The sequence below is a fragment of the Bradyrhizobium sp. JYMT SZCCT0428 genome (assembly GCF_018131075.1).
Classification (GTDB): Bacteria; Pseudomonadota; Alphaproteobacteria; order Rhizobiales; family Xanthobacteraceae; genus Bradyrhizobium.
The window spans coordinates 1-20,514 of record NZ_JAFCLS010000053.1 but is presented as its reverse complement, the minus strand read 5'-3'; the positions used below and the strand labels follow the sequence as shown (position 1 = coordinate 20,514).

The 20,514-nt window shown below is 58.1% G+C and carries 17 protein-coding genes and 2 pseudogenes; 15 read left to right on the top strand and 4 right to left on the bottom strand.

Features of this window, described 5'->3' with window-relative positions:
- Positions 1 to 462: 462 nt before the first annotated feature.
- The 5 genes from JQ575_RS36220 (at position 463) to JQ575_RS36200 (ending at position 7,672) form a co-directional block, all read left to right on the top strand.
- Entirely contained in the window at positions 463 to 1,464 is a 1,002-nt protein-coding gene (locus tag JQ575_RS36220) for a hypothetical protein (RefSeq protein WP_212037992.1), read from the top strand.
- A gap of 124 nt (positions 1,465 to 1,588) precedes the next feature.
- Entirely contained in the window at positions 1,589 to 2,617 is a 1,029-nt protein-coding gene (gene galE, locus JQ575_RS36215; protein ID WP_212037991.1) for a UDP-glucose 4-epimerase GalE, read from the top strand.
- Positions 2,618 to 4,171: 1,554 nt separating this feature from the next.
- A complete protein-coding gene (locus JQ575_RS36210; protein WP_212037990.1) occupies positions 4,172 to 5,164 on the top strand; it encodes a hypothetical protein in 993 nt (330 codons plus the stop codon).
- A gap of 268 nt (positions 5,165 to 5,432) precedes the next feature.
- The gene (locus JQ575_RS36205) at positions 5,433 to 5,678 is read left to right on the top strand and encodes a DUF6894 family protein (RefSeq protein WP_212037989.1); all 246 of its coding nucleotides are present in this window, start codon (positions 5,433 to 5,435) and stop codon (positions 5,676 to 5,678) included.
- 1,178 nt (positions 5,679 to 6,856) lie between these two features.
- On the top strand, positions 6,857 to 7,672 hold the full coding sequence (locus tag JQ575_RS36200; protein WP_212037988.1) for a DUF2066 domain-containing protein: 816 nt from the start codon (positions 6,857 to 6,859) through the stop codon (positions 7,670 to 7,672).
- A 144-nt stretch (positions 7,673 to 7,816) separates the two neighbouring features.
- Here the strand turns inward: JQ575_RS36200 and JQ575_RS36195 are convergent, their stop codons facing one another.
- Positions 7,817 to 8,086, bottom strand: a complete 270-nt coding sequence (locus JQ575_RS36195) for a hypothetical protein (protein ID WP_212037987.1) — start codon at positions 8,084 to 8,086, stop codon at positions 7,817 to 7,819.
- Between the two features lie 691 nt (positions 8,087 to 8,777).
- Between JQ575_RS36195 and JQ575_RS36190 the strand changes: the two genes are divergently transcribed.
- On the top strand, positions 8,778 to 9,272 hold the full coding sequence (locus tag JQ575_RS36190) for a septal ring lytic transglycosylase RlpA family protein (protein WP_212037986.1): 495 nt from the start codon (positions 8,778 to 8,780) through the stop codon (positions 9,270 to 9,272).
- Between the two features lie 56 nt (positions 9,273 to 9,328).
- Here the strand turns inward: JQ575_RS36190 and JQ575_RS36185 are convergent, their stop codons facing one another.
- Positions 9,329 to 12,031, bottom strand: a complete 2,703-nt coding sequence (locus JQ575_RS36185) for an AMP-binding protein (RefSeq protein ID WP_312016082.1) — start codon at positions 12,029 to 12,031, stop codon at positions 9,329 to 9,331.
- Between the two features lie 254 nt (positions 12,032 to 12,285).
- On the opposite strand from JQ575_RS36185, the gene JQ575_RS36180 reads away from it, so the two are divergent.
- Positions 12,286 to 13,686 (top strand): hypothetical protein, encoded by a 1,401-nt coding sequence (locus JQ575_RS36180; RefSeq protein ID WP_212037985.1) that lies wholly within the window; start codon positions 12,286 to 12,288, stop codon positions 13,684 to 13,686.
- 582 nt (positions 13,687 to 14,268) lie between these two features.
- Here JQ575_RS36180 and JQ575_RS36175 read toward each other — a convergent pair.
- Positions 14,269 to 14,418, bottom strand: a complete 150-nt coding sequence (locus tag JQ575_RS36175; protein WP_212037984.1) for a hypothetical protein — start codon at positions 14,416 to 14,418, stop codon at positions 14,269 to 14,271.
- 137 nt (positions 14,419 to 14,555) lie between these two features.
- Between JQ575_RS36175 and JQ575_RS36170 the strand changes: the two are divergent.
- From JQ575_RS36170 to JQ575_RS36140, 8 genes and pseudogenes are all read left to right on the top strand, one after another.
- Positions 14,556 to 14,993, top strand: a pseudogene (locus JQ575_RS36170) (cupin domain-containing protein); the annotation flags it as partial.
- A 396-nt stretch (positions 14,994 to 15,389) separates the two neighbouring features.
- Complete coding sequence (locus JQ575_RS36165; protein WP_212037982.1) at positions 15,390 to 15,638, top strand: hypothetical protein; 249 nt, start codon at positions 15,390 to 15,392, stop codon at positions 15,636 to 15,638.
- Positions 15,635 to 16,894, top strand: coding sequence for a virulence-associated E family protein (locus JQ575_RS36160; protein ID WP_212037981.1), 1,260 nt, complete (start codon positions 15,635 to 15,637; stop codon positions 16,892 to 16,894). The genes JQ575_RS36165 and JQ575_RS36160 overlap by 4 nt, the downstream gene beginning before the upstream one ends.
- A 119-nt stretch (positions 16,895 to 17,013) precedes the next feature.
- Complete coding sequence (locus tag JQ575_RS45860) at positions 17,014 to 17,148, top strand: hypothetical protein (RefSeq protein WP_283842677.1); 135 nt, start codon at positions 17,014 to 17,016, stop codon at positions 17,146 to 17,148.
- Positions 17,149 to 17,151: 3 nt separating this feature from the next.
- Positions 17,152 to 17,772, top strand: a complete 621-nt coding sequence (locus tag JQ575_RS36155; RefSeq protein ID WP_212037980.1) for a hypothetical protein — start codon at positions 17,152 to 17,154, stop codon at positions 17,770 to 17,772.
- A 21-nt stretch (positions 17,773 to 17,793) separates the two neighbouring features.
- Positions 17,794 to 18,603: a hypothetical protein gene (locus tag JQ575_RS36150; RefSeq protein WP_212037979.1), complete on the top strand. Its 810-nt coding sequence runs from the start codon at positions 17,794 to 17,796 to the stop codon at positions 18,601 to 18,603.
- A gap of 145 nt (positions 18,604 to 18,748) precedes the next feature.
- Positions 18,749 to 19,366, top strand: a complete 618-nt coding sequence (locus JQ575_RS36145; protein ID WP_212037978.1) for a tyrosine-type recombinase/integrase — start codon at positions 18,749 to 18,751, stop codon at positions 19,364 to 19,366.
- Positions 19,367 to 19,739: 373 nt separating this feature from the next.
- Positions 19,740 to 20,105, top strand: coding sequence for a phasin family protein (locus JQ575_RS36140; protein ID WP_212037977.1), 366 nt, complete (start codon positions 19,740 to 19,742; stop codon positions 20,103 to 20,105).
- A 184-nt stretch (positions 20,106 to 20,289) separates the two neighbouring features.
- Here the strand turns inward: JQ575_RS36140 and JQ575_RS36135 are convergent.
- Positions 20,290 to 20,514 (bottom strand): annotated as a pseudogene (locus JQ575_RS36135) (sugar ABC transporter substrate-binding protein); the annotation flags it as partial.

Genomic DNA, 20,514 nt, shown 5'->3' with positions numbered 1-20,514 from the left:
TCGCAGCTTTTCGCTGGCGCTCGTATTCGACTGTCCGAGTTGGGGATTGAGCGATGCCGCAAACTTAAGAGCCACGCTGGTGTGATCGTCAGCGCCAACCCAGGTGGCAGATCGTTTCGTGTTTTGCTCGACGGGAAGGCAGCCGCTTACGTTGCATCGAAGCTACGTTGAGCCTGAAGCGCAGCCCGGATGTGGCGCCTCATAATCTTGATCTTCTGGGGCTCGGTACTCGTTGTAGAAGCAGTTCGAAAGCCGCCTGGGACATCTGACCTGATGTCGGTGGCCGCTTGTGCTCGCACGAGAATATTTGAAGTTGCTCCAATTGGAGGGCGCGCCTGCGGAATTTCGCAGGCGAAAGACCAGTCGTGGCTCGTCGGCTGTGATGGATAACACAAGCCGCTATTGAGAAGTATCAAGTTTCCCACCAGCGTGACCTGTACGATGCAGGTGAGGAGTATTGCGATGCTGGTTGGCTTTCACTGGCTTGTTCTTCGTTTTCTTTCATTCACGCTCGCCGGGTATCGCCGCATGCGTCCTGCCGCAAGCAAGCTTGTTGCATTGCTTTTGCCGATCGGCGCGTCGCTGCTGTCTTGTACAATGGGCGGGGAGGCGGCCGTTGCAAGCGAATCCGAATTATCATCCAGCAAGATAACGATCACCACGCCCATGGTGCTGGACGCCATAGCACAAAATACCCCCGGCTATAGCGAAGGTTATCCGGCTGGAGTTCCCCGGACCTACGGATGGTGCAACGGCGTGTACAAGCCCTATGACTATGCCGCGCCTCCTTCAGGGTTCACGGCGGTCACGGGATGGGGATTGATTTATCCGAAGTGGGAGCTTGAACGTTCGAAATCTGCGCCTGCTCCGTCTTCCAACCCAGGCGCGATCGTAACGGTCGCAAACGCAAAGACCTACGTTCATCTTCGTGCGACCAGAGAATGGGTTTTAGTGCAAGACCAGGCCGAAGACGAAATGGGTGGCGCTCATTTCGCCGCTGATTTCGGTCGAAATGCGGGCATCGATATGAAGGTGGAGCCGCAGCCCGACGGTACCGTTGCGATTGGTGGTCCACCCATCGGATACAATGATCTTTTCTGGATAGCCAGACGAGGCACGTTTGAGGCTGAGAGCATCGATGGCGTCTACGTTCAGATGGACATGAAGATGAACGACACGGGCATCAAGCTTGTGGCCAATGTTGGAGCAGACTGGTGGCGCGACCAGAGTGCAGGATACGAGCGGGGCTTTACGAACAACAAGGCAGCGGGCGCGAGCAACTGGGTTGAGCTTTCAACGCGATGGTCAACCCTTTCGTTTTATTCTTGGGACACCGCGAAATTCAAAGCAAATCCGCCACCACCGCTTATGGATTCGGCACCGGCTACAAAATCGACCATGGCGCGACGCCGAGCGGGCGCTCCGACGCCTTGCTTACGGGTCGTAGAGGGGGCAGCTCAATGAGGCCGTTGCGAGAACGGAAGCTGGTACGCGTCTTCGTTTCTACCGGCCACCTCCTTGTTTGGCGTGCTCTATCCCGAACGTGAGATGATCGAGAGTGGTTGGGCGGTTGTCCGGGAGTAAGAAAATGAGTGACAATAACCGCGTTCTTGTGGTGGGCGGTGCTGGCTATATTGGGTCCCATTGTTGTAAAGCGCTGGCTGCCGCTGGTTATCGGCCAGTCTGTTTTGACAATTTCTCGACGGGGCATCGAGATTTCGTAAAATGGGGACCCGTTATTGAGGGTGATATTCACGATCAGTCGCATCTTGCAGATAGCATCAAGCAGCATGGTGTGATCGCAGTCTTGCATTTCGCTGCGTCAAGTCTGGTCGGGGAGTCTGTCAGCGATCCGCAGAAATACTATCATAACAATGTGGCAGGAACGCTGTCTTTGCTGCGCGCAATGCGCCAGGCGCAATGCAAGTCATTGGTCTTCTCAAGCAGCGGGGCGGTTTACGGGGAGTCGCACCAAGGCTTGATAAGCGAGACCGAAATGCCGCGACCCGTTAATCCGTACGGCAGGACAAAACTGATTATTGAAGAAATGCTGACCGATTTTCACAAAGCATACGCGCTGGCGCCGGTTTGCCTTCGCTACTTCAATGCAAGCGGTGCGGATTTGTCGGGCGAAATCGGGGAAGATCACGATCCGGAAACGCATTTAATACCACGCGCGCTTTTGGCCGCCCAAGGAAAGATCGAGGATTTTGCGATCTATGGGGAGGATTACGATACGCCTGATGGCACGGCGATCCGCGACTACATTCACGTCATGGATTTGGCACAGGCCCACGTGCTGGCACTGAAGTATCTTGTTTCGGGCGGAGCGGGCGGTTGCTTCAATTTGGGCACGGGTCGAGGGTATTCCGTAAGGCAAATCCTTCGCCAGGTTTGCGTCTACACCGGGAAGAAGTCTCCGTTCGCCGTCAAGCCGCGGCGTCAGGGAGATCCGCCGGTTCTGGTTGCCGATCCGGCGCGAGCCAAAGCAATTCTGGGCTTTGTCCCGCAATATTCGGACCCCTCGACAATCGTTGGCTCAGCGTGGAGATGGCATCAACGCGTTCACCGCGCCAAAGCGCGCGAGGCAAGGCAGACCGTCCTCTCGCTAGTTTAGCGCGTTTCGATGTGCCTGCGTGACTCCGATTGAGAATTGAAACGTCGAACGCGAGGTAGCTGATGCCAGTGCGTAAGGAAAGTCCAACCGATGGAACCATTCTGCAGCTGAAGTCGGAAGGTCTGAGCTTTCGCGAGATATCGCTTCAGCTTCGCTTGCCGCTAGGATCAGTGGCCAGTCGGTACTATCGCCTCAAAGGTGTTCGACACCCCTCGCAGGTCGACCGCGATGAGCAGTTAAGAAAGGCAAGGCGCGAGCGTCGCGTGGCTCGGAACAAGGAGCGATCGTCGGCCGCGATTCAGGCCGCGATCGAACTGAGAGGCGGCCTTCCATTCTCCGTTGCGGTTGGAAAGGCTCGTTCGAAGGGAGCTTCGCTTGAAATGATTGGCCTCTGCTTGGGGGTGTCAAAGCAGGCACTTCACAAGCAGTGGCACCAGCGTAGTTCATTCGGAAACTGAGGTCGCGAGAGCAAATGGTGCGGCATGCATTTGCGGTGTGGCGAGCCAGGGAAGGGGTTCAGCGCAGCGATGTTATAGGAGACGCCCAACGGATTTGGTCGAGCCCGATTTATGTCGTCCGATTACAGTTCACTTACGTAACTTTCCCAAGACACAAAGCGGCGGCCACGACTGGGGAAGTCGAGGCCGCCTAGTCATGGATTAACTATGAGTGCCGGCAGTTAGCCGACATGCCATATTAGCTGTCGCATTCCATGATCTATTGACGTTGATCAACTTCCCGCTGATCAAACTGACGCCCACGGGAGCATAGTGGCGGCACAGGGCCAGCCGCGTGTGTCGCCGATTAGTTGAAGTGGATATCGCGTAGCGGATCTCGCCGACGTTCGATAGCCTTTAGAAGAACAATTGCACTGCAGTCCAGGTGACTGGTGCAAAGAGGATATCAGCGTTCCGGGGCGTTGTTCGCTGGATTCCTGCACATGCTGTGTGGCAAGCTCGAGGACGGTCTCGCGATCGCTGCTCGGACCGAGGTGGGTATTTAGAACACGGGCGAGCTCTCTCCTGCGCGTTCGCCCAGAATCCATTTAGAGCCGGGAAATTTGCTCGTGGCACCCGATGAACCGGGAACGGCGGGCGTCATACGCCGGCGGTAACCACACAGTCGATGACAATTTCCGGGGGTGATGCGTAACTACCGTGCTCATAACAAGCGCCCCATCGATCAAAAGAATTGGCAAGTCGACGCCAGTTGATGGATACGGAGATGGGGTGTCCGCGATCAGCCAGATCAAAGTTCCGAGTGTCCAGAAATTGCTGTGCGTCACCCAACGCGACATGCTCACTTCAGATGCGTTGGAGTTTTCTTTCCAAGGTCAGCCCTTGGCGACGGCCCTATCGAGGGCGGTCTGGTATTCAGCAGGCTAGCAAGGACTTTGCTCACCACGCTTGGCCCAGACTTGACGATCCTCAATACTGCTGGCGCGACAAAATGTGATATTTGGTGCCGCGTTTGGACCACGATTGTTCTAGCGGGACATCCGTCTTGTGTGAGCCGATATGTAGTTTTCAAGTTTAACATGAGTGGAAAGAGAAAATGCCGCGCCCGCTGTTGGTCCGGTCCGAGGTCGGTAACGAACTTCGCTCGATTCGTCCGGCTCGTGCCTATCTTGCGGCGCTCGTCGTGGGGGCCATCCTGTCGGTGAGTTCTTTCTATGCCGGCACCCTTTGGGAACGGGGCGCCGATTTGTCACCTGCGGATCTGCCATCGATCGCGGAGGCAGACCACTCAGAAGAGATTACGCTAGCCACACCGTTGTTGGATGCCATATTTCAGAATACGCCCGGTCAGAGCGAAGGGTATGCTGTCGGAGTGCCCAGGGGCTTTGCGTGGTGCGGCGGTTGGTACAAGCCCGCAGGCGACAGCCCGCCGCCTTCCAATTTCACAGCGGTTACCGCAAAAGGACAGATTTATCCAAAAGAGGGCGCGCGCGCGTTTTCGGGTAAAGACGGCATCACAATTAGGAACGCAAAAACCTACGTCCACCTCAGCACTACCCGGGAATGGGTGTTAGTCCAGGACCAGGCCACCGATGAGATCACCGGAGCTCACTTTGTCGCGGACTTCTCGCCGAATGCGGGCAAGCCTATGAAGTTAAGCTCGCAACCGGACCGCAGCGTTGTCATTAGCGCTCCTCCGGCCGGTTACAACGATCATTTTTGGCCAGCCCAACGAGGCAAATATGCGGCTGGAAGTGTCGATGGCGTGTATGTGCAAATGGACATGCGAACAAATGACCCGAACATGAAATTTGTCGCCAGCGTCGGAGCCGACTGGTGGCTCGATGCGAGCGCGGGCGTTTTGTCCGATGTCGTTACCGTTTCAGGAGCAGGCCAGAGTAATTGGGTTGAGCTTTCGACACGGTGGTCGACCTTACGCTTCTATTCCTGGAGCATTGCCCAGCTTCAAGCGGACCCGCCTCCACCGCTCGCCGACTCGGCCATTGAAGAAAAAGCAGCCATCATCCGACGTCGCACGAACGCTTCTTCGCCTTGCTTATCCGTTCCGCAGGAGAGAGCGCGCTCATGACATTTCTGCTTGCTTCGGCGCCAGAAGGCTCTCGCGCTATCACCGGGCCTGGCCGCGTAGGTCATATCGGAACGATCGCGAGGGCGCTTGCTGCGCCGCGGCATCGTCGACCACGAATTGGACCGAATCGCAAAGCCCTATACCGATGGGCGAGCGTGCGCGAGATGTGAGGTCGAGTTGCTAAATCGCAACTTGTTGGCTGCCGGGTGAGATATCGCTGGCGCGGGGAACCATTCGCTTGACGTCAACTCTTGGCGACGGAGGTGGCATGGCCAGATATCACATAAATTTCCGGCAAGGCGATAAGATCAACAAGGACCTTGTGGGCATCGATTTGCCGAGTTTGGCAGAGGCCTTTGAAGCGGCGCTGCTTTCTCTTCGCGAGCTTTTGGCTGAAAACATACATTCGGCTTCTAAGACACCGGTTGAGGCCGCGATCATCACCGACGAGAGCGGGCAGGAACTTATGGCGATTCCTGTGAAGGATATTTTGCCGGAGCGCTTAAGGAAATAGCGTCGCATGCTAATTGTCATTACCCGGTGTCGCCATTTCGACCTCTCGCTTTGGAGCGGAAGGTGCTGATCGACATCAGCATCGTCTCGGCGTACTCGCCGGGCGCAAACCCCAGCTGCGGCCGGACCTGCCCTTGCTAACCGTGTCTTCCAGAGACGGATCGTCTGACCGATCTGGTTCCGGGAGTCTGCCGGGAGACACGTTCGATTGGCACTGCGTCGCCAGCCAGAGCGCCGGCGTTCGACGAGGCTTTCCAAGAAACGCGAGATAGGGCCGGGCATCGCGGCTTTTCGCGCATTCGATTTCGTCTCCAGACTCCCAGTTCGCCGGTCCCGGGTGGAAATCGCCGATGTCTGCGGAGTTGTCGCCGGATAGTCCCGTTTTGCGGAGAATATCGGCGGAGACTGGTTCGATCACGACTGCCGCTCGACCGTACCAGGAGTTCGAATCCCTCGCTGCGTCCGTAATTCTACGGGAATGATGTGGCCCGCAAACCACAATTGCCGTGCGAGCGTTCAACACAGTCGCTCCCGCGATTGCGGCGGACCGAACGAATCAACTAGACCGCAAACGGGGCTGGGAAGCGGAGTAGTAGTATGAGAGTCGCTTCCTTAGAAAGTATATTGACGGCAGCCACGCTGGTGTCGGCTGTCATCGTCGTGGTGTGGGGGATGAAGATTTTCTACGGCACGTAGGCGTAAACTTCCGTCCGACAAGCGACCTCCGGCCAAGAAGAGGTTCGCGGCAATGACATTACTTCCGCGGCGGCGGAAGCCTCCTTTTCGAACTGCCAAACGTTTGTAGGGCAGCATGACATACTGATCAGTTCGAAGTCTTCTTGCGAGAATTGTCAGTTCAAGAGGGCATTTTGGTTTCAACCCTCATGCATTTCAGCTCCTTTTTGATGATCGTAGCCTTGGCCGTGTTGGGCGTGCAGCTGGCCTATGCGCTGTATCAACTGGTCACGTTCGCGCTCTAATCGGAAACTGCAAGGCAGCTCTCGCTGGCCGCCAATATCGTCAGTTTTCCTGTAAAATAGCCAACAGAGAACTTGCCTGGAGACAGGTGCGATCAGCACTGCGTCGCCAGCCAGCATCAAGTGAGGGCTTTCGGCCGTGAGGACGCATCCAGCGACGACACGCTCCATTCCCTGCCTTCTGGCGGCAATCGCGGCGGTAGTGCTGCTTGCGCTCCCCGCCGTCGCCGCGGACACGCCGCAGCAACCGTGGCTCGCCAACGCGGCAAACGCTATTCCACCGGCAGAACTCTATCGCGCGCAAACCATCGTGACGGGGCAGGGCGAGGCAAACCGTATCTTTGGCTTCGCATCGTGCCTGGAAGACGTTCTCGTCAAGGTAAGCGGCATGCTGCGGCTCGCGGGCGACCCGCGTCTCGACCCATACAAGGCCGATGCTGCGAAACTGGTTCGGGACTTTTCCTACCGTGATGAAAAGGGCGGCAAGCCGAAGAACGACGAGCAGGGCACCCGCGACCGCTCCTTCATTTTGACGGCCGAGTTCGACGAGGCCGCCATCAATGGCATGCTTGCCGAGTTGGGCGTCAAGCCATGGCTTACCCGCCGCCCGGTGCTTGGCGTCTTCGTGGAGATGCAGCCGGGCGCGCGACGATACGTGGTTGCAGGCGACTCGAAAGAGACGGATCTGCAGCGGGCTGCTCTCCTGGCGGCCGCGGCCAAGCGGGGAATGCCCATCGTGCTGCCCGATGCCGCAGCGCTGGCGAGCGTCGGCGCCAATGAGCTTCCGCTTGCGGGCATCGCGCCCGCGAAGATCGCTGAAGCCGTGGCCAGGCGGGGCGGAGAGGTCGTGCTGATCGTGCGCCTCGTCTGGGACGATCAGGAGCTGCGGTGGAACTCGGACTGGCAGCTCGATTGGCAGGGCAGGTCGCAGCAATGGCAGCTTGCGGCTGTCACGTTCGACGAGGCCTTCCGGCAAGGCATCGGCGCCGCCGCGCAAATCCTTGCCGGGCACCAATAACGAGCCGCGATTCGGCAAGGCAGCGGTGGCTCGGATCGAAGCACGACAACGGATATTGTCGACCGATACTGTTACGCCACCCGTCGCCGACGACGTCGTGAGCCAAGGTGCTGTCAGCCGATGCAGCCCACAGAACGAAGTCAGTTAGCGCGTGAACACATTCTTCAACTGCACCAGGAATGTCACCAGCCATGCGCACGCAAACATGCCCGCGAGACCGAGCGCCGTTCTGCGATCAATCAAGGACAGGCTTGTCCACCACCATATCCGGTAAAGCCATAACCCTGTCGTGGCGATGCCAAGCAAGCAGACCAGCATCTTGAGAAAGGACGAGTTCGCGACACCTAAAGCGCCAAACAAGAGCGTTGCTGGAATGAGAAACATCGTGCAGGCGGATATCAAGGTCTCGTTCATGGGTCCTCAAGACATCTACGAATCGCGAGATTAAAGATGCAGTTTGCAGCAACCTGTACCCTTCGGGAAGTGACGCCAATGCGGCGTGCCCGCCCACGATGCAAAAGCGACGTTGGCACACAAGGGGCAGCCAAGGACCACGGGAGTGCGCCACTCAGCTAACGCGGAAACGCCCGTTGTGAGGAGACTGTCAACGGAGGCAAATTTCGATCCCACCGAGCGGGGGGCCGGCAGTGGAATCTGGCCGAAGAATTTCCCGACCATGTGACGCCTCTAAATTCGTCCTCGACCGCTGCTCAATGGACCGAGGCAAACTTCTCTTACTCACATCCGGATTCACGCTTACCTGATCACGTGTCGCCGTCGCCTCGCATGTCCGCTGGTGAGGCCGAAGCAGACTTGCTCAGCTGGAACGTCCGCTGGTGACCTGAGCCGACATCGGCCAGACGCGCGCGCCTGCTCACGCGCTCACCAAGTGCCTCTATTCAGTCATGCTGATGACGCAATTTCTTTCTTAGTCGGTGGGAAAGACACCTGTGGAAGGACCGCTCTGGTTCCCACAACGGTTCCGTCGCCAGTGTCGGCACGAATCCGCAAAAATCGGCGCAAGCTCGTCAACGCATCCGCGTTCGCTTGACCATTTTTTTGCGGGATCGGGAATCGAACGATCCAGAAAATCAATCGAGGAGTTATGATGTTGTTTCGCTCGAGCGCCGCAATTTGCGGCGTCGTAGTGCTGCTCGCCATTTCTGTTACCGTTGCTCGAAGTGAAATGGCTGCAGTTCATTCAAGCGCCGTCGTCATTGCCGCTTCCGGGGATGCGATCGTTGGCGCAGCATCCACGTACAATCCGTTCCGGCCCGGATGGCGGGAGGGCGGCCCGAACACAGCCTCCGGCGAGCGCTATGAGCCCACTGTCTGGGCGGCTGCCATCAAGACGAGTCTGCGCCAGAAATTTGGTGGGGTCCGATACGGCGCGAGGCCGAAATATGCCCTCGTTGAGGCTGTAGGCAAGAAGGTCATCGTCAAGATAAATGACGTGGGGCCACTAACGCCTGGCCGCATCATTGATCTCAATGAGCGGACGATGCGCCATTTCGATCCAAGCCTGCAGCTCGGGGTAATTTATGGCGTAAGCGTCAGGCCGCTTTCCGGCGACTATTGGATCCCCGGACCGGTTGGCTGAACATCGCAAGGCGCCGGCACCGCGCAGTTTGCGTTGCTGCCGCCCTGGTCCGATTCTCAGGTTTCGATGCCGAGTGCGGGGCCGCCGATTTGCGCCCCGTGAGAGGCGATCGGCAACCTGTGCGGTTCAATGGCAGAGGGCGCGCCGTCAACCAGAACGTCAATTCTCTGCCGCAGATGATCAACGAGCTGTTCAGCGCCGACAGTCAGGCAGCCATGATGTCCCCATGGCACCTCGACCACGTCGAGTTGAGAACTGAGATGCCGCCACGCCCGGCCGTCGTGTTCGGCTGCGTAAAAAGTCACAGGGACCTCAAGCGGTGCCGGAAGATATTGCGCCATGGCGGATGAATAAGCGTGCCACAACGCCGGCGGAATCTCGTGCTCGGCGGTCGTAATCGGCGCGCTCGTCGTCGCCTTGGAGCGACGCTCCAGCTCCGCCATTTTTTCATATGTCCAGCGCAGAAGGTAAAGCGGAAGCAGGGGCTTCATCAGCCCGATGATCGCCCGCGGCACCGGACGGGCACTAACGGTCGGCGGGTCGACCATTGCAACCATCTCAACCTTGTGGCCGGCGGCCATCAGCAGGCGGGCTGTTTCAAACGCCACCATGGCGCCGTTGCATTTGCCGCCCAGGAGGAAAGGACCGCTGCTCTGCCTCTGCAGAACAAGCGGCAGGCGGTCGGCGGCCATCTCTTCGATCGACGGCGGAATCCGCTCCCCACGAAGACCATGGGGATCGATGGAAATGATCGGGTAATCGGGCCCGAAAAGCTCGACTATCCGCCGCATACCCGAGTGGCCGGTAACGAGGTTCCCATTGAAGAAGAACAGGGGAGGCCGATCGCAGCTGGCACCGAACTGGAAGAACGGCGTCGCCGGGGTACCTGTCTGCATGGCGATTCTTGGGGCAAGTTGGCGGATCGTTTCTGCCCCGTACAGAATCGTTTCCGGTACGCGCTGGCCGATGAGCCGCTCGAGTTCGATGAGCATTTCCATCGCCAGAAGGGAGTCACCACCGCTGGCGAAAAAATCATCGTCGACCGTCACAGCCTCGGACTTGAGCAGCCTCCGCCACAGGGTCAGCAATTCAGCTTCCAGATCCAATGGCCCGTTGTTCACAGCAGGCACGGACATCGCGCCCTGATCACCCGACAGCCCGTCGAACGACTCGCGCAGCCGTCGCCGCTGAACCTTTCCCGTCGCCCCCTTTGGCAGTTGGTCGAGGATCAGAATGCGCCGCGGGATCTTGAACGAGGCCAACGCGCGTTGCAGGAACTGGCGAAGCTCCGCAGGTGTCGCCTGCGCGCCAGGATGGGGAACGATGGCGGCTGCGACGTCCTCGCCAAGGCGTGGATGGGGGATTGCGAAAGCAGCGGCCTCGGCGATGGCGGGATGGCGCAGTAGCGCGGATTCGACCTCAGCAGGGGCGATCTTCTCACCGCCGCGGTTGATCAGTTCGCTCAGGCGCCCGTGCAGCGACAGGAAGCCGTCCTGATCGAGGCTGCCGATATCGCCCGTGCGAAACCAACCCTCCTTGAAAGCAGCTTGATTGAGTTCCGGCGCATCGAAATAGCCAGATATCACGGTGGGGCCACGAACCCAGACCTCGCCCCGCTCACCGGCTGGTAAGGGATGTCCATCCTCACCAACAATGGCCACGGTATCAGGCCAGGGTTGCCCGCAAGTCCCTGGCCTGTTTGGACCAGGCGGCGGCAGGTTGGTGGCGATTTGCGCGGCTTCGCTGGAGCCATAATGTTCCAGCACCGGCACGCCCAAAATGCCCTGCAGGTCGTTCTGCACTCCCTTCGGGAGTGGCGCGCCGCCCGATACAACGAACCGCAGAGTGTGCGCCGCCTGCGCATCCTCAAGGCTTTTTGCTTTGTCGAGCACGGCAGTGTGGAGCGTGGGACCCGCCGAGACCCAGGTCGGCCGCAGCACATCGAGCCATTCATCGAGCGCCACGATGGCAAAGTTCGCCGGGACAGCAATGCTGCCGCCCGTCAGCAGTGGTGTAAAGACCGTTACTTTGAGCCCATGGGAGTAGTGGGGGGACGACACGCTCAGGCAGCGGTCCCCAGGCGTGAGACCGAACCAGGCCTGAAGCCGTGCGGCCGCCGCCAGCATATTACTATGACTGAACGGAATGAGCTTTGGCTGCGCGGTCGTGCCCGACGTCTGCAGGATGAAAGCGGGCGAGCCCGGATCAGGTTCAACGTCGATCGCAGGCGAGTTGGAGACCTGCACGGCGATATCTAGTCCAAGCTGACCGTGTCCGATCGGAGCGGCTTCGATCACGGCAACCCTTCGCCGCTCAGCAGCCTGACGTGCTTCAGAGGCCCGGCCCTGCGGCACGATAAGAGCATTCAGGCGCAGCATGTCGAGACGTTGATCGAATTCCGCCTCGGACAGTCGCGGATCGAGAGGAACCGCGATGCTGCAGCAGGCTACCGCCACGATGGCGAGAACCGCCTCCGCGCCGTTCGGCATCAGTACCCCGATACGGGCCTTGCAATCGAACCCCGCCAAACGAAGCTGCAGGCGGATACCGTCCAACTGGCGCTGAAGATCGCGGTACGTCAGCGGCGCAAACTTGGTGGAGACGATCGCAGGCTGGTCCGGGAATCGGCCGGCAGTCCGACCGATGACCTGGCCCAGCGTGCATTGGACCTCGGGCTCTGCGCCGTCGCGGACGGACGAGGCTCCCTCGGGCCAGATCACGCGAGCCAAATTCGCGTTCTCCAGGAGCAAATGCGTCACACAAGCCTCCCGTGACCACAAAATGTGAGCGCTGTGTGCCGCCGCTACACCAAGCCACTGCAATCGCCAGTGGCAAATATTACACCCACCTCCCCATTGACTGGACAACTGGCAATGGTGAGTACCTCGGATGGTTAGGTGAATTGTACCTATAGAGCTTTGTATCCGTTGGTAGGGTGTCGGGCTCGCGATAGAGCTCTGTATGGCGCAGGGCCTGACGTGCGGCCGGCCCGGCTCTGGCGCGGATAATTGCTATGTCACTGTTCCGGTTTAACTCACAACCAGCAATTCGCAAACGTGGCCTGAGAAGCGCAATACTGGCGGGCCTGGGCCGGGGCGCGCATAGCTGGCTAGCTCTTCTTGTGCTGAAGGGGCTCAATGCCGCACTAACGGCGGTATCGAATTTTGTCCTGGCGTATGTGCTGGTTCGAACAATTGGCCTCGAGTCGTATGCATTTATTGCGGGCTTGTTGGCGGTCTCTGCTCTTGTGGTGCAGTGCGATCTCGGAATTGCCGTTCTGACATTTTCTGAACTGCGGTCTCACTACCTGAGTGAGGCCCACAAACGTAAGGCGAACCAGGACGACCACGACCTGGTGCTAGCGATCGTGACGATCTACAGCGCGATCGCTGCCATCGCCGTCGCAACTCTGGGTGTTGCATTCTTTGCCGGCATTGTTCCTGTCGCACATCATAGCATCGCATACTTCCTGATTTTCGCCGGAGCTGTCTGTCCTTTGCCGCATATGCCCCTTCGCATGGCCATCAACGCCAGGGATGGCTTTGTTTGGACTGAGAGCGTTGAACTGGCTAGACGTGTTGCGATCCTGGCGGTGACGATCGCGATGCTTTTTGGGCTTTCGCTTGTCGCATATGGCACGCTGAGCTTGTTGATATGGGTAACGTCGATAGCAGCCCTGGTCTGGCTCGCCCGCCCACACGGCTTTGCCTTGCAGAGTGGAGTGTTTCTCGAGGGTGTGCTTTTTCTGAGGCGCAAATTTCGGGAGGCGCGCGCGGCAGTCGTGTTGTCATCGGCTAAGTTTGTGATCAGCATTTTTCCGTACTACTTGCTGTCTGCCACAGGGGATGGATTGGCAATTGTCGCGTTCGATATGTTCTATAAGGTGTCGCGCTTCGCGATGATGACCTATCTGATTGGCGCAGAGACGGTCCTGCCTCATCAAACGCGCGCGCTACATAACGAAAATGCGTTCGGATTGGGTAGAGCAACTGCAGCCGGATTCCTGCTGGGCTTGTTGCCGATGACACTGGGCGTTGTCGCGGTCTCCATGTTCGGCGAAAGGATATTTGGCACTATTTTGAACCATAGCGGAATAGTCTCGCCGACCATGCGCATGGCACTTTGTGCAATGCTCGTGTTCATGCTGATACAAACAACGTGCGCATTTGTGCTGGTCGGCGCGGGAAAATTTGAGGCACTCGCCCGTCGCGCCAGCATCACCCTGGCGGGGATGGCACTGATCAGCGCTCTTATGTTTCTGTTTCATTGGAGCATCGACACGTTCATCGTCGCCTATGTGTGTGTCTATGGAGCAGGCGCTTTGCTTTACGCGGAGTGTCTTTATTCGCTAAGCAGATCGTTATGGTTAAAGAGCTCTCAAGCCTTCAAAATGGGAACGGTACAGAAGATATAACCGGCGGATCAATTCATCGAGACTGCTGTCCGTCTCTGAAACCATTACCGACCGTTCGTTCGAGGCGAGTCCCCATGACTTCTATATGCTGGAAAAAAAAGGACCTGAGAGTTGATAGAGTCAATGCAGATGAATCTCTGGGGGCTGCCAATGTACACCGGACGTTCCTTGGAATTGACCTCGCGATGATCAATAGCTATCAGAATCGACCTTTGAAAAAGCTCAAGTACATGGAACAAAAAAATCATGGGACCGCTTCCGCTCAAACGTCGAACGGCTTGCTGATAAAATTCGACTATTCAACTTCGCTACTTAGCAACCTCGCACTACGGCAGCGTTCCGTGGATCTTCACATAAGTGGGTTCGCGCCGTTTCGATCCCCAAAGGATTGATAATTTGCATTCACCGCGCGCTGCCGTTTCGATGCGGCATGCGCACCCGAAAACGTCCCGGCCCGTGGGCGCTCAAGAACGCGGATCAGATCGCGTGCAAGGCGTGGAACATGCGCAATGCTCGGCTTTCATGGGCCAGCGCACCCCTCGCCCGCCGTCGGCGATGCGCTCCATGCGGGCAAACCAAGGGTCATGTACTAAACCGACCGTCTATAATTTTGGCTTTTGCTCCAATGGTCTTGCCGACTCCGCCGGTGACGCCATCAAGCTCATCGTCTCGCAAGACCGCAATGTCGCCATTGCCGTGCGGCGATTTGTTCTCTCGGGCGATATTATCCATTTTCGACCGCTCCTCTCCTAAAGCTCCAGGGTGGGTCTCAAGAGAGACCAATGAAAGAGGCCGCCAACTGAACGGCCCCTCGCTTAGCCGGGACGCTGTTGAGCCGTACCTACTTATTCAATCCGCTGAGGTGATCGATGCCGCTTGCGCTTATTGAAACCGGCCATTTGAACGTGGATCTCAAGCCGTCGCCGATCGAGCCATCCTGGATCCTTGAAGGCAATCCGGAAGCCCGCTCGCATGTGCTGTCGACGAGCGCGGACGGCGCTGCCACAACCGTGATCTGGTCCTGCACCGAGGGCAAATTCAACTGGTACTACGATGTCGACGAGACCATCGTGATCCAGGAAGGATCGATCGTGCTTGAGAGCAAGGACATGCCACCGAAACGTTACGGCGTCGGTGACGTGATCGTTTTCCACAACGGTGCGCACGCCAAATGGCATGTCGAGGGCTATGTGAAAAAGGTCGCCGTGTTCCGCCAGACCAGCCCGTTCCTGCTCGGTCTGGCCGTTCGCGCCGTCAACAAGCTGAAGCGGACGCTCGCCCCCGTCCACCTGCGGAACTCGGCCGCGACCGCGCAAACGGTTCGCGGGCTGCGTGGCGGCTATCTGGCCAAATTCTTGAAAAGCTTGGTGGGCGCACCAGGGCTCGAACCTGGGACCCGATGATTAAGAGTCATCTTAAAGACCAGCGATTTCAACGGCACATCTGACAATTTCCCTTTTCGTTCCGGCATTGAACGGGAAGGAGAATTTGAGAATGTCAGAACTAAAAGCTGGGCATCCGCCGTGCCCTAAAATGCTAAGGGGCGCCTGCCAGGGCGCCCCGAGGTTGCAGTCTAGTTTTCACACCGGAGAGAATACCGAGACGGTCCGCAAACTTCAAGCGGCAGCTCTTCGTCGGCGATTTGCGGTCGGCTACTGCATGGCGGCCTCGCTTGCTCCTCCGATTTGGGGAGTTTGCCCGCGATGAACCAACATACAAAACCGCTACAGACGATTTTGCCGCTAGCCGTCACGGACCCGAAAATCCGTAGGCTACTCCAGCTTGCCGGACTGCGCTTCATGGTGACCCGCGCGCAGTGGCTCATCAGCGAAGCAACCATTGTCGGCAAATCGTTGAAGGCCGGAACGATGACCTCTGACGAGGTTGACGCCAAACTTGAGGAGTGGGGAGCGCTAGATCTTTGTTACCCAGTGCTAATGAGGTTTGAATGAGTGAAACATCCGAACCTTGGCGCGAACATCTTCTTCTCACGAACACGGGTACACCGAAACCGTTGCTGGCGAATGCCATCACGGCGCTACGAGCGGCGCCGCCCTGGCATGGCGTGCTGGCCTACGATCAATTCGCAATGGAAACGATCGTCGGCGACGCTCCACCCTGGGATTTCAAAACCATTGAATGGGCTCCGCGAGTCTGGGCGTCGCACGACGACTTGTTGACGGCGGAATGGCTGCAGCGTGCCGGCATCGCCGTGAACACCCAAACGGCGGCGCAGGCCGTCGAAGCAGTTGCACGCGACCGCACCTTCCATCCCGTGATCGACTATCTCTCAAGCCTTCAGCACGACGGCAAGACGAGGTCGGGTACCTGGCTTTCAACCTGCCTCGGCGCCGAGCAGACGGCCTACAATGAGACCGTGGGCCGGGCCATGCTGATCGCTGCGGTGGCGCGGATATACCAACCCGGCTGCAAGGTCGACACGGTTCCGATCTTCGAGGGCGCCCAGGGCGCTAGGAAGTCCACCGCGGTCAAGGCGCTGTTCGATCCTTGGTTCAGCGACGAGCTGGCCGATCTGGGCTCCAAAGACGCGGCAATGCAGACACGGGGGGTGTGGGGTATCGAGGTCTCCGAGCTCGACGCGATGTCACGTATGGAAGTCTCTCGGATCAAGGCCTTCATCACGCGCACGACCGACCGCTTTCGGCCGCCGTATGGCAGCCGGATCATTGAGAGCCCTCGTTCCTGCGTCTTCTGGGGCACGACCAATGCCGACGGCTACTTGAAGGACGAGACCGGTGGCCGGCGATTCTGGCCTGTGAAGATCGGCAAGATAAACGTCGAGATGCTTCGCGATATGAGGGACCAGCTCTGGGCGGAGGCGGTGTTTCTGTATAGCGCGAATGTGCCTTGGTGGATCACTAAGCAGGAAACCCAGCGAGACGCCGAGCGCCATCAACGGGATCGCTACATCGGGGACCCTTGGGACGAGATCATCGGCTCGTACATTGACCTCTATTCAGAGGTCACAGTTTCGGACGTCCTAACGAACGCATTACACCTCGACAAGTCTCGCTGGACACAAGCGGAGCAGAGTCGTGTGGCCCGGAGCCTGAAGGCCCAAGGTTGTCACCGCATTCAGGTTCGGACTGGTGACAAGCGGGTCTGGAAGTACCGAAAACCAGTGACTACTGGTGACGCCGAGGACGGAAACGAGAACGTCACCACCCTTAAGCTGGTGACAGGGTGAGAGTGGTGACATCGAGAAGTCACTGCGGCACTGGCTTTGTCACTACTGTCACCAGTGTCACCACTTAGTTTTGTATATGTGAGAATAGGTATGTTTCCTAGGGTGTTAGGGAATGACCGGTGCCAGTGGTGACAACTGGTGACGAAAAGGAGATTGAGCAACGTCACGGCGTGCGAGTGCTGCTTAGAAGTAACGGCAACGAGATATCAATTTGGCAAGCGATTTCGATTATTTTGGCGACGAAAATGGAATGATGGATGGCGCGCCCTGCAGGCGGCGGAAAAAATACGGTCGAGAGTTGCCGGTCTGTTGATGTGCTGGAATGGCATCGGCGTGGTTATCTCCGACCGCCGCAATGGTTCTCTTGGGCCTGGACCCGGGATGGCGAGCGGGTGGCGTCCATCAACGTCGAAACCCAACGCCATGGCGTGACGCTGAAATATCGAAGCCGTTCGTATGGCGAGGGTTGGCGCGACGTCGAGCAGCGGGTCGGCATAGAATGGACGTCATGCCGACTCGGTGGCGAGCGGCCTTGGTTTGAGTGTTCGGCCGCTGCAAACGGGGACTATTGCGGTCGCCGGGTCATCAAGCTGTACGGCGCCGGACGCCTGTTCGCCTGCCGTCACTGCTATCGGCTTGCCTACGCAAGCCAGCAGGAGTCGGCCCATCAGCGCGGGCTAGGGAAATCGCAAAAGATCCGGATGCGGCTGAGTGGCAGCTCAAACATGCTGGAGGAGTTTCCAGACAAGCCAAAGGGCATGCACTGGCGAACCTACGAGCGTTGGCGTCGCGTCCATGACGTAGCCGAAGAGCGATCGACGAGGGGCCTGATGGGCTTTGTGGAACGACTGGGCCGCCGGACATCCCGCCGCGCCTAAAATGAACCGAGGAACGCAACGATGACGAAAACGACGCAGACATTGCCGGCCGAGACCGGCGGCACCGAGATCACCCGCTTCAACGCGCTGCGCCACGGCGTGCTGTCGGGCTACACGGTGCTGCCCTGGGAAAGTACCGACGAATACCGCGCGGTTGTCGAGGCGCTAGTGGCCGAGCATGGTCCGCTAGGCCCAACCGAGGAGCACCTCGTCGAGGAGATCGCCGGCATCTTCTGGCGCAAGCGCAGGCTTCGCCTTGCTGAGGCTGCCGCGCACCGGCGCGGGCTGGAGGGGACGCTGGCATCCTACCGCGAGACGGTAAAGGTGGCGCTGGTTCATCTCGATACTTCTGGCCAGTCTGAGCGCGTGGTCGACGCCATACGGGCCACGGTGGCGGATACCCAGGAGGATATGACCGACATGGCAGCGGATGAGACCATGACCCGCGATGCTCTCGAACTGCTTAGTTCCAAGCGAAACGACGCCTACGAGGCCGCCTTGGCGGCGTTGCGCCAGGATACACAAACTTGGTGGGCGGATACGCTCGCTGGCGATCCGGACGAACTTGCAGACGGCAAAGAGCCAGCTACCGCGGACGTCGAGGGCCTGCGTTACTTCCTCGAAGGAGAGGTGCTGCCTTGGTTCGAAAATCGGCAGAAGGAATTGGCAAACCGGCCATTGATCCGCGAGCAGGCGTTCGGCGACGCGCTGGATCCTAACAAGCTGGAGCGACTTGGACGCTACGAGGTCCACCTCGACCGTAAGCTCGAACGAATGCTCACCATGCTGCTGCGGCTCAAGGACCTGCGGCGTAATGTCATCGAAAGCTAATCCGTTTGGCAAAGCTGAGCCTTATGGCCGGCCTAATTCCCGGGTGCTGGCGTGGTTGCCCGCAAGGGATGCGGAATACCCTTTACAACTGTCGTCAATATAGATTTTATGTCGACGGTTAATTTGCTTAAAGGGAAATTTACCAATGAATACTGTTGTACAGATGAGGGCTTCGCAGTCTGAAAAGCCGACAGTTCGCGGTGGTCGGGCCAAGAACGCCGATTATCGCCAGCGCGAGTATCTGACGGAGGGCGAGATCGAAAGCCTGCTTGCCACGGCCGGCAATAGCCGCAACCCGGTTCGCGACCGGATGCTCATCCTCATCGCCTTCCGGCATGCATTACGCGTCAGCGAGCTGGTCGACATTCGCTGGCAGCAGATTGATCTTGATACCGCGACCGTCCATATCCGCCGCGCCAAGAACGGTACACCTGGCATCCACGGCTTGCAGGGCGACGAGCTGCGGCTGTTGCGGGCATTACGGCGCCAGCAACCTCATGCAGACTTCGTGTTCCTGTCCGAGCGCAAGGCGCCCCTTTCTGTCGATGGCGCTCAGAAGCTAATTGAACGGCTTGGCGTCGCCGCAGAGCTGCCATTCCCAATCCATGCTCACATGTTGCGCCACGCTGCAGGGTACGCCCTGTCCGCGCGTGGTATCGACACGAGAACGCTTCAGGCCTTCATGGGCCATCGCTCGATCGCGAACACGGTCGTTTACACCGCGGTGGCCGACAAACGGATCAGAAACATCTGGGGCAAATGAAAAACCGCCCGCATGCGCATCGAGGCGTCCCTAACTGCAGAAGGAGTCGATAAACGTAAAACCACTGCGATCTTGGAAAACAGCAATTGGCCTAGTTTTTTCGCTTTGTAATTTAGCGGGTGCTGCCAAAGCATTCACATCTTGACCGTCACCAACTGCCGGGCATCCGCGATAGCCCCGCGGCAAAAGGCTTTGGGCCCGCTGCCCGAGTTCTGCCCGTCTGAATACGTTCGAGGCGGCCATCACAACACTGAGTTCCGATAACATCGAATGACCATACAAGCACCGCTCAAGCGACAAGCGGGAACTAGCTTTCAGTGCAACATGGCGACGCGAAACATTGACTCACTCCCGAAACACTCAAGGACCCGTAATGTCTAACGCCAACCAGAATAACGCAATTCGGACTATATCGCAGCAACAGCCAGATAGCAGAGAACAGATCGATGCCGCCGAAGCGTCGATGAATTCGGTCCCAGCGGGCATTCACGCGATTGCCAGAGCTTACACCGACTACTCCAAGAAATCGTTTGAAGACACCAGGTTGTTTGTCGAGAAGATCTCAGGCGTGAAGTCCGTCGACAAGGCGATTGAATTGCAAAGCGAATTCGCAAAGTCGTCTTTCGAGACGTTCATGGCCGAGTCGCAGAAGATCGGCGCGTTATATCGCGATCTTGCCATGCAATCCTATAAGCCCTTTGGTGGGTTGCTTGCCAAGATGATGCCGACAAATCGGTAAGAGTTAGCCCGGTCTCAGCGTGAAATTGCCCTGCTCATCGCGGGACTTTTTTTAACGCAGCCTTTCGCAGCAGCATAAACTTGTTAGGATCCAGCGCATCGACGATGGTCACAGCGATAATCTCAATGGATGATCCGAAAAGAGTCTGCGGACCGATATACACCCTGACCTCGGGCTTCCAATCTTATTTCCGCTCGGAAGACCAGGGAAAATTGACGTATTGATCGCGAGTGTCGTAGCAAATGTTTCCGTACATTTTGAGGTAGGCATCGCGACGCGCCGGGTCGTTGTAAACCGCGCCGGGATTCGCCAGATCACTTTCGTATTGAGAGATATTGCTCAATGTCAGCGGGCTCGGAAGGATATCCATCGCCTGCGGAATGCTCCGCCCCTCGAGCCAATCCGCCGC

What these genes read in the sequence shown, in the direction of transcription:
- JQ575_RS36220 (WP_212037992.1), top strand. Translation starts at nt 463, where the DNA reads ATGCTGGTTGGCTTTCACTGGCTTGTTCTTCGTTTTCTTTCATTCACG.
- galE (WP_212037991.1), top strand. Translation starts at nt 1,589, where the DNA reads ATGAGTGACAATAACCGCGTTCTTGTGGTGGGCGGTGCTGGCTATATT.
- JQ575_RS36210 (WP_212037990.1), top strand. Translation starts at nt 4,172, where the DNA reads ATGCCGCGCCCGCTGTTGGTCCGGTCCGAGGTCGGTAACGAACTTCGC.
- JQ575_RS36205 (WP_212037989.1), top strand. Translation starts at nt 5,433, where the DNA reads ATGGCCAGATATCACATAAATTTCCGGCAAGGCGATAAGATCAACAAG.
- JQ575_RS36195 (WP_212037987.1), bottom strand. Translation starts at nt 8,086, where the DNA reads ATGAACGAGACCTTGATATCCGCCTGCACGATGTTTCTCATTCCAGCA.
- JQ575_RS36190 (WP_212037986.1), top strand. Translation starts at nt 8,778, where the DNA reads ATGATGTTGTTTCGCTCGAGCGCCGCAATTTGCGGCGTCGTAGTGCTG.
- JQ575_RS36180 (WP_212037985.1), top strand. Translation starts at nt 12,286, where the DNA reads ATGTCACTGTTCCGGTTTAACTCACAACCAGCAATTCGCAAACGTGGC.
- JQ575_RS36175 (WP_212037984.1), bottom strand. Translation starts at nt 14,418, where the DNA reads ATGGATAATATCGCCCGAGAGAACAAATCGCCGCACGGCAATGGCGAC.
- JQ575_RS36165 (WP_212037982.1), top strand. Translation starts at nt 15,390, where the DNA reads ATGAACCAACATACAAAACCGCTACAGACGATTTTGCCGCTAGCCGTC.
- JQ575_RS36160 (WP_212037981.1), top strand. Translation starts at nt 15,635, where the DNA reads ATGAGTGAAACATCCGAACCTTGGCGCGAACATCTTCTTCTCACGAAC.
- JQ575_RS36155 (WP_212037980.1), top strand. Translation starts at nt 17,152, where the DNA reads ATGGCGCGCCCTGCAGGCGGCGGAAAAAATACGGTCGAGAGTTGCCGG.
- JQ575_RS36150 (WP_212037979.1), top strand. Translation starts at nt 17,794, where the DNA reads ATGACGAAAACGACGCAGACATTGCCGGCCGAGACCGGCGGCACCGAG.
- JQ575_RS36145 (WP_212037978.1), top strand. Translation starts at nt 18,749, where the DNA reads ATGAATACTGTTGTACAGATGAGGGCTTCGCAGTCTGAAAAGCCGACA.
- JQ575_RS36140 (WP_212037977.1), top strand. Translation starts at nt 19,740, where the DNA reads ATGTCTAACGCCAACCAGAATAACGCAATTCGGACTATATCGCAGCAA.